The following is a 12,481-nucleotide window of genomic DNA, read 5'->3' as shown; positions in this document are numbered from 1 at the left end:
GATGGAAATCCATGAGCTTAGCCTCTAGCATAAAGTTCCTTAATTATACAGTTTCCACCGCAAACCCAGAAGAGCCCCAATTACTGTGACTTTTTGGCCTCGATAAAAAGGTTTGACCGCATAGGCTCTAGTCCCTAGTTGGGAACGTGCATGACTTCTGCTTAAACAAGCGTAATACTCCAGTCTCATCTAAAAATACTAGATTTTCTGGGTTGATATGCTTGACTTTTTCCCAATACTCTAACCTTAACTTCATGACTCTTTCTGTGCCTGCTTGGCTACTCCTGACTGTTTTTTTTTACGATTTAATCCCAACTTCTGTAAGGCGTTACACATGGCTGTTCTACCCACCCAATTTCCCGTCTTTTCGGCAAATAACTCACACAATTCTAGTAAGGTTGCATCGGGATGTGCTGCCACTATTTCCCTCAAAGAAGCTGTGGAATTATTCAAATGACGGTATCTCGGTTTTCCCCTGGGTTTCGGCTGTAAATTCCCCTCTATTTTTTGTTGCTTGACCAGTTTTTGAAAAGAGCTTTTACTGACGGAAAATATCGCTGCTGTTTTTCTGATCGACAGCTTCTGATCTTGATGAGCTGCTACTATTTTTGTTCGCAAATCTACTGAATATGCTTTCATTGGTGTATTATTTTTAGTTGATTGTATTGTACCTCATAACATCCGGAAGTGCTGTAATTCAACTATTGATTTAGCATAGTAAGTAAGGAAGAACCAAACAAGCTACAAAACTCTATCTCCAAGAATATCCATTATTAGAACCCCGACTTCTTAAAGAAGCCGGGACTCTAGCTACTCTTACAAATTGCAACTCATATCCCCAGATAATTGACTGAAACGCGCATTTTCCCGATAGTCTACCGGACAATCAATCACGCAAGGGACATCTTGAGCCAGGGCTTCTTTCAGAATCGGAATAAAATCGGTTGCAGATTCCACTCGATAGCCTTTTAAACCCATACTTTCCGCAAATTTCACAAAGTCGGGATTGCCAAATTTGACGAAATCGGAATGACCAAAATAATCTTGCTGCTTCCATTCAATTAACCCGTAACCGCCGTCATTAAAGATCAGCGTCACAAAATTAGTACCGACTCGCAAAGCAGTTTCTAACTCTTGGCAATTCATCATAAAACCACCGTCGCCGGTGGCTGCTATTACTTTGCGATCGGGATAAACGAGTTTTGCAGCCACCGCACCGGGAATCGCAATTCCCATCGCCGCAAATCCGTTGGAAATCAAACAGGTATTCGGGCGATCGCAATGATAGTGCCGCGCGATCCACATTTTGTGAGCTCCCACATCAGAGATAAGAATATCTTCCGGGCCCAGGACTTGCCGCAAATCGTAAATGAGTTTTTGTGGCTTAATCGGGAAACCGTCGTCGGCTGCATATTGTTCGTAGCCAGCGCGAATATCAGCCCGCAATTGCTTAGCAAAAGGGTCTACTTTCTCCATGCGATCGGCACGCTGCAAAATTTCATTGAGGGAATCAGAAATATCTCCCACAACTTCTATAATAGGAATATAACTGCTGTCAATTTCTGCTGGCAGAGATCCAATGTGAATAATCGGAATTTTTCCTTCTGGATTCCACTTCTTCGGGGAATATTCAATCAAATCGTAGCCAACCGCAATCACTAAATCCGTTTCTTCAAAAGCACAGCTAATGTAATCGCGTTTTTGCAAGCCCGTCGTCCAAAGCGCCAAAGGGTGAGTGTAAGGAATTACACCTTTGCCCATGAAAGTATTAGCTACAGGAATATTCAATCGAGTAGCAAATTGTGTCAAAGCGTCGCTGGCGTTAGCGCGGATCGCGCCGTTTCCTACTAAAAGCAGAGGACTTTTTGCCTTGGAAATTGCCACAGCGGCTTTATTCAAGCTTTGGTAAGCGCCAAAAGTTTTTTCGCGGTTGTCTTTGGTGAGCGGCTGTCCTTCAGCAGGCATTGCTGCGATGTTTTCAGGTAAGTCAATGTGAACTGCTCCCGGCTTTTCACTTTGAGCTACTTTAAAGGCTTTGCGGACAATTTCTGCCGTCGTGCTGGGGCGAACAATTTGAGCATTCCACTTAGTAACTGGCGCAAACATGGCGACCAAATCTAAATATTGGTGCGATTCTATGTGCATTCTGTCTGTGCCGACTTGTCCGGTAATTGCTATTAAAGGAGCGCCGTCTAAGTTGGCGTCAGCAACTCCTGTCATTAAGTTAGTTGCGCCAGGGCCCAAGGTGGACAAGCAAACGCCGGCTTTGCCAGTGAGACGACCGTAAACGTCTGCCATGAAAGCGGCGCCTTGTTCGTGGCGAGTAGTAATAAATTTAATTGAAGAGTTTCTCAGGGCTTCTAAAACTTCTAAATTTTCTTCTCCAGGAAGTCCGAAGACGTATTCGACGCCTTCATTTTCTAAACATTTTACCAATAGTTGAGCTGTGTTCATTTCCGTTTCTCTCCTCGGTTAATGGTTTTTTTGTCTTTTTCAACCGATCGCCAAAATACTAAATGGGAATTTTTAACCGCAGGTAAACGCAGATAAACGCAGACTTATGTAGATTTGTGCGATCGGTTGATAGAGTGGGAGCTTATTTCACCCACACTGTTTTTATGTTAACAAATTCGTGCATTCCTTGGATGCTCAATTCGCGTCCGTAACCGGAGCGTTTGATGCCGCCAAAGGGCAATCTGGGGTCGGATTTTACTAAACCGTTGATGAATACCGCGCCGGCTTCTAGTTCGGAAATAAAGCGATCGCTCTCTGAGTTTACTGTAGTCCAAGCTGACGCACCCAAGCCAAAAGATGTGCTATTTGCCAGTTCGATCGCCTCATCGATGCCTGCAACCCTGAATACTAAAGCTACGGGCCCGAAAAATTCTTCTTGACGCGCCCCAGCATCCGGGGGAATATCTGCCACAATAGTTGGCAAGTAGAAATTGCCGGCATTCTCTGACAATGGGCGACCACCTGTCAGAAGTTTTGCTCCCGATTGGATGCAAGTTTGCACTTGATTGTCCAAGTCTTTGAGGATTGCCGGAGTAGCTAAAGGGCCGATATCGGTTTCGGGCAACATCGGATCGCCGACTTTTAATTGCTCGAATTTTTCGACAAATCCTGTGATAAATTCGTCGGCAATCTCTTCTGCTAAAATAAAGCGTTTGGCGGCGATGCAAGATTGACCGTTATTGAGCATCCGGGATGTCACAGCAGTTGATAAAGCTGCTGCTAAATCGGCGCTGGACATCACAATAAATGGGTCACTTCCTCCCAATTCCAGGACTACTTTTTTCAAATTTTTGCCCGCATTTGCTGCCAAACTTTCACCGGCTGGTTCGCTACCGGTGAGGGTTGCTGCTTTGATACGATCGTCCGCAACGATATCGGCTACTTTGTCGGCGCCGACTAACAAAGTTTGAAAAACTCCTTCGGGAAAGCCAGCAAGCGTAAAAATTTCTTCGATTTTCAAAGCGCACTGCGGCACGTTGGAAGCGTGTTTGAGCAAGCCAACATTGCCCGCCATCAGCGCCGGTGCCGCAAACCGAAAAACTTGCCAAAATGGGAAATTCCACGGCATAACGGCTAAAATAGCGCCCAGCGGTTGGTAGCGGACAAAGCTGCTGCTAGCGTCAGTGGTTGCCGGTACGTCTGCCATAAATTGAGCGGCATTTTTGGCGTAATAGCGGCAAACTAAGGCGCATTTTTCCACTTCGCCGATCGCAGATTTGAGCGTTTTGCCCATTTCCAAGGTCATCATTTCAGCGTAAATTTCGCGATCGCGCTCCAAGATGTCTGCAGCTTTCTGCATCCACAGGGCTCTCTGCTCAAACGGTAGTTGGCGGTATTTTTTAAAAGCTTGCTGTGCTAATTCCAGCTTAGCTTCTATTACCTCATCCGCGATCGGCTCGAAAGTTTTCAGCGTTTCTCCCGTTGCCGGGTTGATAGTAGCAATAGCCATTGTTTCATCTCCTGTGTGAAAAACACAAAACTCCCTGCTAGTTTTGAGCCGAGGCAGGGAGTTGTATCAAGGTATTACAAAATAGGAATTTACCAGCCACGTTTTCTTTCAGATGTTGCCAAGTTGCAACTGCCGCGATTTGTTTAAATTTCTCCTACTTTTAATTATAGTTCAGAGTCTCGAACGCAAATCTTAAGAAAATTTGTCTTTCTGAAATCACGCACAAATCTCAAGAACAGGCGACGCCGGCCTGTTCCATAAAAATTAAATGTTCTTCTGGGGCGGGACGCCCGCCCCAGACAGCTTGATTCACAATTAATGGTGCAAGATGGATTAAATATCTGATCGGGTGTCCCGCCCGCCTTGCATTCTCAAGAACAAGCCCGACGGCCTGTTCCACTAAACATTTCTCAATTCCTCTCCCTCAAACAGACTGTTCCTGGACGTAATCCTGCACGTAAGACTGATAGTAATACCTGCTGCCTTTATCGTTATTCGCTACCATTCCCAACAGCGGAATCCCCGCCATTTTTAAATCTTCAAAAGCCAACACCAGGGCCTCCCGCTGAGTTTGATGCAGCCCTACTACCAGCATCAATCCGTTAGTGTGAGCCGCCAACAAATTCGCATCCGCCAAACCTAAAAGCGGCGCAGTATCGTAAATAACTAAGTCAAAATGACTTGACAAAGCTGCCATTAAATGCTGCATTTTGCGGGAAGAAAGCACCTTTGTGGGATCGAGAGGAACCGGGCCGGAAGTTAACACAAACAAATTTTCATCGCGGGGCGATCGCAAAATCACCTTTTGCACATCTACATCATCAGCAATCACATTGTGCAAGCCTTGCCAATTCGGTAAACCCAGCATTTCGTGTACCTGCGGGCGCCGTAAATCCCCATCCACCAACAGCACTTGCTGGCCCATTGCAGCCGCCGCCCGCGCCAGATTTACTGCTACCGTAGACTTGCCGTCACCTACTTGACAAGAAGTAATTACGCAAGAATTGATCGGAGTTTCAACGTTTAGTAAGCGAATATTCGCATTGAGCGATCGAAAAGCTTCTTGAAAAGCATCCGTCGGCATCGGCGAAATTGCCACATCCACCGGGCTTGTCTCAGCAGGAGGAAGTCTCAAAATTTTATCGCTAGCAGGAATTACCCCCAACAAAGGCAGGCGAATCGACTGTTTGACATCCTCTGGAGTTTGGAACACCGTTTTATTTTTAAATCGTTCCGCCAACTGCGCCGCCAGCATACCGAACAGCAAACCAGCCAATCCCCCCAAAGCCAAATTCAAAGGCATAATCGGAGCAACAGCCCTCAAGTCGCCATTTTTGTAACGCGGAATTTCCGGCTTAGCAATAACTTCCCAAGCCACCTCTTTTTTGCCCACAGATTCAAGCTGCAAAGCTTGCTGTTTTGCCAGCAAACCATTCAGCGTATTGTTAGTTAAATCCAACTCGCGCTGCAAATCGGAATAGCGCCGCAAAATCACCGGGAATTTTTGAGAGTATTGATTCAACTGCTTAGCAGCTTGTTCCAAAACTTGATTCCGCACGCCCAGCACCTGAATTAAATTAGCAGTACCGATAAACTGCTCGATTAACTTAATCCGCACCGGATCTTGAAAAGCCAGCACTTGTGAATTTACCTTAGCCAAATCAGTTCCCAGAACTTGTTGGGCTTCTTTCTGCAACAAAGGAATCAGGTTCTTGCGCTGTTCTCGCAACAATTGCATTTGCGGGGTTTCGTCTGTAAACGTAGCCGAGTTAATCGCAATTTGCCCTTCTAATTGTTGCAATTGAGTCAGCATCCCTTGATAGCGGGGAGCTTGACTGAGAGCCGACGCCATCAGCGCTTGCTGCTGGTTCAGTCCAAGCTGATTTTGTAGATTAGAATAGAGCAATCTCTGCTGGTTTAACTGCGTTTGCGCGTCCAATCTTTGCGCTTGAAGTTGGCTGATTTGCTGCGAAAGCTGTTGGGTTTGAATTTGCGGATCGATGAAATTGTACTGCTGCCGCAATTTTTGAATTTCTGTTTGCAGAGCTTGTTGGCGCTTTCGCTGGTTGGGAATTTGCGATTTCACAAAATCCAGAGTCTGACTAATTTGAGTGGTGGTATCTTGCACGCTGTAGTTGCGGTAGCCTAGCGCAACTTTTTCCAAAACAAACTGAATTTTTTTCGGGTCATAATCCCGATATCTAACTTCGATAATCTTGGTATTTTTGAAGCGATTAATTGACAACCTAGTTTCCTGAGAAAACGGCAAATTATCTGCTTTTTGGTTCAAGAGGTAGTTGTAATTTATTTCCGGATACTTAGCCTGCAACTGTTTAATAATCGGCGACATTACTTGCGGACTTTGCAAAACTTGAATTTGGGATTCGTAGTCAAAACCGCCCTTTTCTTGCGTCGCCGGGGCCGCTGGTTGCAGTTTCAGCTCACCGGAGTAGATTTTGGCTAAAGTATTTTGCGTAACCGCTGGCTCTACTAATAATTGAAAGCGCCCTTCGTACTCGCTTTTTTGATTCAGTGTCCAGGCGAAAACTCCGGTAGTCACTGCAGCTGCTACACCGATGACTAAGATTGAGCGACTGCGGCAAACTTCCCAAAAACTTAACTCTTCTGCCTCGGTTTTGTTTCTGCCTAAAAATTGATCTTCTTCATAAAGCCCAGAAGACATTTTTTGCAGATCAGCGGTTTTTTTATGATTAAACAGTGCTACTTGAGATTGTTTCCCTGGTTTCATTGGATTTCTACAACTTATTAGTTTAAACGTCTGTATTGGTGGCGGATTTTCAGGAAATCGGTTGATTCCTCGATATTTCATTACCAAACCGCAATTTTTTTATAAAGCGGATTTCTGAGGTCTTAATGCTAGTCTCTTCAAATCACCGAAAAATATCGAATAACCGAAATATTCCTAACAGCGGGCTGAGAGGAGCGAGAGTTCCGCCTACATTATCAGAGAACGTAGCGCGGCCCGATCGCCTTACCATAATTACATCATTATTTTGCAGTTTGGGATTAGTTGCTTCATTGGCCGTTGCAGAAAAATCAACCTTAACAGTTAGCTGCGAAACGGTGCCGTTAGGATTGAGGCGAATTAAATTCACTGAATCCATTTCTGCCCGCGCTTTATTAAAACCTCCCGCTGCTACCAGCGCTTGATTTAAAGTAGTGTTGGGCAGCACCGCAATCGCTCCCGGTTTCACGACTTCTCCCACAATGTTCACCTTAATAGTATCCGGTGAAAAATTAGAATTAGCAACTTGTTCGTCTTGGGTTTCATCGAGGTTTTCGGCTTTGGGAACGATTACCGTATCTCCCTGTTGTAGCGCTAAATCTTGGGATACATCTCCCCCTTCCAAAAGTTGCCACAAATTCACATTAATAATTTGTTCTGTACCCGCCCGTGTCAGGCGGCGAACTTGTATTTGTCTGATATCAGCTACAGGCGTAATGCCGCCCGCCATTTTAATTGCCCTCGTTACAGTTTGCTGCAAAACATTTTCGCCGCCGTTGGTTTCGCTGGCAGCAAACAAACCAGAATTTTCACCCATTTCATTCTCTTGTACCCTACTTTGAGCCTCTTTTGCCAAAGTATAAGTACCGGGGCGAGTTACTTCGCCCACCACAGCAATATTAATTGGTTGAGTGCTTTGTCCGGTAATGTTAGCTACTGCTAAAGTCGGTGCTTCTTGGCGGTTGAGGCTAGTTACAGTGGGAATAAATATAGTATCGCCGTCGCGCAAAGTCATATCGGCCCGCAAATCGCCGTTTTGCAATAATTCCCACAAATCCACACTAATAATTTGTTCCGGTGCGTTGCGCTGGGGGCGGCGAATTTTGATTTGCCGCACGTCTGCTGACTGGGTAATTCCGCCGGCCATTCGCAGAGCCCGCGATATCGTTGGCATTTGAGTTCCCATTTGCTCTGCTGTGCCTCCGGGGCCTGCTGCTGAGGATATTGTATAGGCTCCGGGGCGGTTGATTTCGCCCGCGATCGCAATTTGCAAAGGACGCGGCGCCAGCAGTTTGAGGGTAATCCAAGGACGTTTAAGGTATTTGCCGTATTTGTCTTTAACAGCATTAGAAGCTTGTTCTAAGGTCATCCCGTACACCGAAACGCTGCCAATTAACGGCAAATTTAGGGAACCGTCGGCCTGTACTTGGTGTTGACCGTTGGGGCCGCTGTATTCCGGGACGTTGAAGATGTCCATTTGAATACGATCGCCCGCGCCTAAAGTGTAAACTTCCGATCGTACACTTGAAGGTTCACTTGCCGGCAATCCCGGCAATCCCGGCACTGCCGGTACCGGTACAGGAACAGGAGAACCCGCATCAGGAGGAGGAGGAGGAGGCATAAACTGGGCCGCCGCAGGAGATGAACCCACCGCCGCGAACACTGACACTGTTAAAAATTTGACCGTGAAACCTTTGACAGTATTGAATTTTGAATAGTTTTTGCTCGCCATCGCCTTTTGCCCCTATCCGCTTCCTACCCCGCCACCATCAAATGTAACCCAACTCTTCTAACTTGCTCAGAACTTTTTTAACACTCTCTTCCACACTTTCTCGCTCTGTGTAACAAATAATCTCAGGATTCAGCGGTTCTTCATAAGGATCGTCAATTCCCGTAAAACCCTTAATTTCTCCTGCTCTGGCCTTAGCGTATAGCCCCTTGACATCGCGACCTTCGCACACTTCTAACGGCGCTGTGACATATACTTCCACAAAATTGGGTTCCATTGCTCTAATTTCATCGCGAATTGCTCTGTATGGGCTAATAGCTGCTGTCATTGCCGCTACTCCATTGCGGCTCAGCAGGTGAGCTACAAATCCAATCCGCCGAATATTAGTATCTCGGTCTTCTTGGCTAAATCCCAAACCTTTTGACAAGTTGGTGCGAACGACATCTCCATCCAATATTTCAACTTTGCAACCTCTTGCCTTCAATTCGGGTTCGAGAGCTTTGGTGATAGTTGTCTTGCCGGAACCGCTCAGCCCGGTGAACCACAAAATAAAACCTTTTTCCATTTTCAGCCGTTAATTAGTAACTGGGAAATTATGAAGACGTAAAACTTTATAGATGCTGTTCCCTTTTTTCTATTATCGTTATTCGCGGTGTCATCTTGCCAATATTTGCGCGCCAAAAGTGAGAAATCAAAATTTGCGATCGCTCCTGCGGTCATTTAGTAACAAAATTGTGCACTCGCTGCATAATTCCCGATTTATTATTTGTCAAGTCTTTAGGCAGTAAAATTCAATTCGCGATCGCCAACGCCGAACATCTATCCGTAGCGCACTCATCACCTGACTGAGCCTTTGGCAATCTAAAATCTAAAATCTAAAATCTAAAATCCTATTCCCCATGTCCCCAACCTTAAAAGCAGATGTTTTAGTAGTCGGTGGTGGCACCGGCGGCACCGCTGCGGCCGTCCAAGCAGCCCGCCGAGGTGCCAAAACTATTTTAGTAAGCGAATTCCCCTGGCTGGGAGGAATGCTGACTTCCGCAGGCGTTTGTGCCCCCGATGGCAATGAATTAGCAGCTTTTCAAACCGGTTTGTGGGGCGCGTTTTTGCGGGAACTTAAGCAGCGACAGCCGGGAGGTTTGGATTGGGGCTGGGTAAGTTTTTTTACTTACGATCCCCGCACCGGTGCTGATATTTTCGCTGATTGGGTTAAATGTTTGCCGAACTTGCGCTGGGTTTCTGGACAAAAAGCTCAAGATGTGATGTATGAAGGAGATCGCATTTCTGGCGTTCAGTTTGCAGATTTTACGGTTTTGGCCAAAATCACTTTAGATGCAACGGAATTGGGAGATTTGCTGGTTTTAGCGGATGTTGGACACCGCTGGGGTTGGGAATTCCAAGCCGAGTGGGGAGAACCCAGCGCGCCGATCGCCTCTAATGATCTCACAGAGAGCTATTCGGTGCAAGCTCCGACTTGGGTGGCAATCATGCAAGATTTTGGTAAAGGTGCGCTTGCGCCAGAAATTCCCGCGCCACCTGTTGACAATCCCGATCGATTTATCGGTGCTTGGGACGGTTACACTCCTGAACAATTTCTTAATTACGGCCGGCTGCCAGGCGGATTGTTGATGATTAATTGGCCGATTCGAGGTAATGATTATGGTGAAGGGGTCGATCGACTAATTGCATCTGAAGCATCTCGACAAGAATTCCTGCAAGAAAGTCTGTGGCACACTCAAAGTTTCGCCCGCTTCATTCAAACGCAACTTGGCCGCCGCTACGGCTTAGCACAGAATATTTTCCCCATTTCAACGATCAAAAATCAACAAAATTCTTCCCTTCTTTCTTCCTTTGCCTTACATCCTTACTACCGAGAAAGTCGGCGCTTGCGAGGGATAAGTACAGTCACAGAACAAGATATTTTGCCTATTGTCGGTGGAAGAGTCGCGAAGTTGCCGATAAATTCTGAGGGTATTTGTGAAACAATTGCGATCGGCAACTATGCCAATGACCACCACTACCCCAGTGGCGACATTCCTCTGCAGCCAAAATCCATCCGCTGGGGCGGTCGCTGGACGGGAACTCCGTTTACCATTCCTTACAGCGCGCTAATTCCTGCGAGTACAGACGGTTTGCTAATCTGCGAAAAAAACATTTCCGTCTCCCACATCGCCAACGGTGCAACTCGCTTGCAACCGACGGTAATGAATATTGGACAGGCGGCGGGGATGGCGGCGGCTTTGTGCGCGGAATCTGGATGTCAGCCGCGGGAGTTGCCGGTGAGAGTTTTGCAGGAAGCTTTGCTGCAAGATTCCGAGGCGAGTGCGGCGGTTATTCCTTTATTTAATTTGACACGGGGGCGATCGGACTGGCTGGATTGGCAACGCTATTATCTCGATCGACCTGAAGCATATCCCGCCAGCGGCGAATGTCAGGAGTCAGTAGAGAAACAAAGCAGTCAAACAGCAAATACCCACAGCCAATTTTCGGGCATTTTCCGTCGCCTCGGCGAACAAGACTGGACACTAACGCTGACAAGCCCCGCATCTGCGGCCGGTCAAACTTGGCAACTCGTGACTTTGGACTCGGAAACCGACAGATTTTTACACAGTTGCGAAACCGAAAAGCCTCTGACAGTATGGGGCAAGCTGAATTCGGCAGGTGCTTGGCTGCTGGCGGGCTCAGTAGAATTGAAGAGGTAAGGTTTTTTGCAGAGATCCGAAAATTTCACAGAAATTTATCCTGATCGATCGGGGAGAGCCCGTATCAGTTAATAGACACTGACACGGATACTACCCATGCAAACTTACACACCAATTGCTTTACTGAGTCTTTTGGACGTGACTTTGAGCGCCACTGTCGTTCTAGTCTTGGAATCCCTCGTCGGACTGCTCCAAATTGCCACACATCCATACATTTTATCCGCCCAAACCGAACAAAGGGGCGATCGTTCTCCAGAAAGAGGCAGCGGACGCCGAGAGTTCATTGAGCCTAATCTTTACACTCATCAACTACAAGCATTTTAATGACATTGGACGAAAGCTATTTCCGTTATTGAGTTAGTTTCTGCCGCCCGTGTCGAGCGCTCAATCTGATTTCCTGGGATGCTAGTTTTTCAGGCTTCCAAGGCAACTGCATTTCTTGTTTACAGTCATTAGGCTCTTCTTTTATGTGAGTGATGATAGCATATAAACCTTAAACCGCCATCTATCGAGAGATTGAATCTCCTATTTGGCGGTTTTGTATATTATTGCAACCGTCTGGGTAGTGCAATTAGGAATTTTTTTATTAGTGAAGCTAGAGATTTTATTTATTCCCTTTTACATCGACTTATGACTGCTCTCATATATCAGATGGTACGCATCTAAAGTGTCTGTTGCTCCTGGAGGGCGAGAGGGTGAGAAAGGGAGAGGGAAAGATAATTTTCCGCTTTTTATACAAGGATTTTAGGAGACAATTTAAATGCACGATAGCTTAACTAAAGCCTGATTTATTCTTCCTTTTTCCTTCTTCTTCTTCCTTCTGATTCCTGATTGCTGATTCCTAATTCTATAGTTTGATAATTTCCGGGAAATTCATCCTGATAAACCTGGGTAAATGTCGTATCTCTAAATAGATACTGATACGAATACTACCCATGAAAACCTACACTGCAATTGCTTTACTGAGCCTGTTGGGCATTACCTTGAGTGCCAGCGCCGCTCAAGCTTTTGAATCTCCACTCCCCATCCTCGAAACTGGCACCGCCCAATATATGTTGTCAGCGCAAACTCAACAAAGGGGCGAGCGTGGTCCTGAGAGAAAGCGCATCCGCAGAAATTTTACTGAGCCTACTGTTTACACTCATCCGCTACAAGATTTCTAAGGGCATCGGACGCAAGTGATGACCACAAATGAGTTGCTTTGGGCCGTTCATTTGATCGCGCGATCGGATTTTCTGGGATTCTAGTTTTTAAGGTTAAGCGACAACTGCACTTTTTGTGGACAGTTCTGAGGAGATTATTTTTTGTGTGATAAATGTTAGCATATAAACGGGGAACCG

At 46.1% G+C, this 12,481-nt stretch carries 9 protein-coding genes; 3 read left to right on the top strand and 6 right to left on the bottom strand.

Annotated elements, in window-relative coordinates; genetic code table 11:
- Positions 1–252: 252 nt before the first annotated feature.
- The 6 genes from QUA90_RS13210 to cysC all read right to left on the bottom strand — a co-directional run bounded on the left by QUA90_RS13210 (position 253) and on the right by cysC (position 9,004).
- On the bottom strand, positions 253–639 hold the full coding sequence (locus QUA90_RS13210) for an IS630 transposase-related protein (RefSeq protein ID WP_333445898.1): 387 nt from the start codon (positions 637–639) through the stop codon (positions 253–255).
- 177 nt (positions 640–816) lie between these two features.
- Complete coding sequence (locus QUA90_RS13205) at positions 817–2,454, bottom strand: acetolactate synthase large subunit (protein ID WP_333210458.1); 1,638 nt, start codon at positions 2,452–2,454, stop codon at positions 817–819.
- Positions 2,455–2,596: 142 nt separating this feature from the next.
- Positions 2,597–3,964, bottom strand: a complete 1,368-nt coding sequence (locus tag QUA90_RS13200; protein WP_333445896.1) for an NAD-dependent succinate-semialdehyde dehydrogenase — start codon at positions 3,962–3,964, stop codon at positions 2,597–2,599.
- 424 nt (positions 3,965–4,388) lie between these two features.
- Positions 4,389–6,713: a polysaccharide biosynthesis tyrosine autokinase gene (locus QUA90_RS13195; protein ID WP_333331862.1), complete on the bottom strand. Its 2,325-nt coding sequence runs from the start codon at positions 6,711–6,713 to the stop codon at positions 4,389–4,391.
- A gap of 142 nt (positions 6,714–6,855) precedes the next feature.
- Positions 6,856–8,442 carry an SLBB domain-containing protein gene (locus tag QUA90_RS13190; protein WP_333445894.1) on the bottom strand — a complete coding sequence of 529 codons (1,587 nt, stop codon included), beginning with the start codon at positions 8,440–8,442 and terminating at the stop codon, positions 6,856–6,858.
- Positions 8,443–8,479: 37 nt separating this feature from the next.
- Positions 8,480–9,004 carry an adenylyl-sulfate kinase gene (gene cysC, locus QUA90_RS13185; RefSeq protein ID WP_333085628.1) on the bottom strand — a complete coding sequence of 175 codons (525 nt, stop codon included), beginning with the start codon at positions 9,002–9,004 and terminating at the stop codon, positions 8,480–8,482.
- A 334-nt stretch (positions 9,005–9,338) separates the two neighbouring features.
- Here cysC and QUA90_RS13180 point away from each other — a divergent pair, with 334 nt between their 5' ends.
- From QUA90_RS13180 to QUA90_RS13170, 3 genes are all read left to right on the top strand, one after another.
- A complete protein-coding gene (locus tag QUA90_RS13180) occupies positions 9,339–11,141 on the top strand; it encodes an FAD-dependent oxidoreductase (protein ID WP_333445892.1) in 1,803 nt (600 codons plus the stop codon).
- Between the two features lie 96 nt (positions 11,142–11,237).
- Positions 11,238–11,465 (top strand): hypothetical protein, encoded by a 228-nt coding sequence (locus tag QUA90_RS13175; protein WP_333153243.1) that lies wholly within the window; start codon positions 11,238–11,240, stop codon positions 11,463–11,465.
- 611 nt (positions 11,466–12,076) lie between these two features.
- Entirely contained in the window at positions 12,077–12,304 is a 228-nt protein-coding gene (locus QUA90_RS13170; protein ID WP_333290977.1) for a hypothetical protein, read from the top strand.
- The last annotated feature ends 177 nt before the right edge of the window (positions 12,305–12,481 follow it).

The organism is Microcoleus sp. D3_18_C4 (assembly GCF_036702355.1).
Lineage (GTDB): Bacteria > Cyanobacteriota > Cyanobacteriia > Cyanobacteriales > Microcoleaceae > Microcoleus.
Note: the sequence above shows the minus strand (reverse complement) of the source record. Positions and strands in the feature narration are given on the sequence as shown.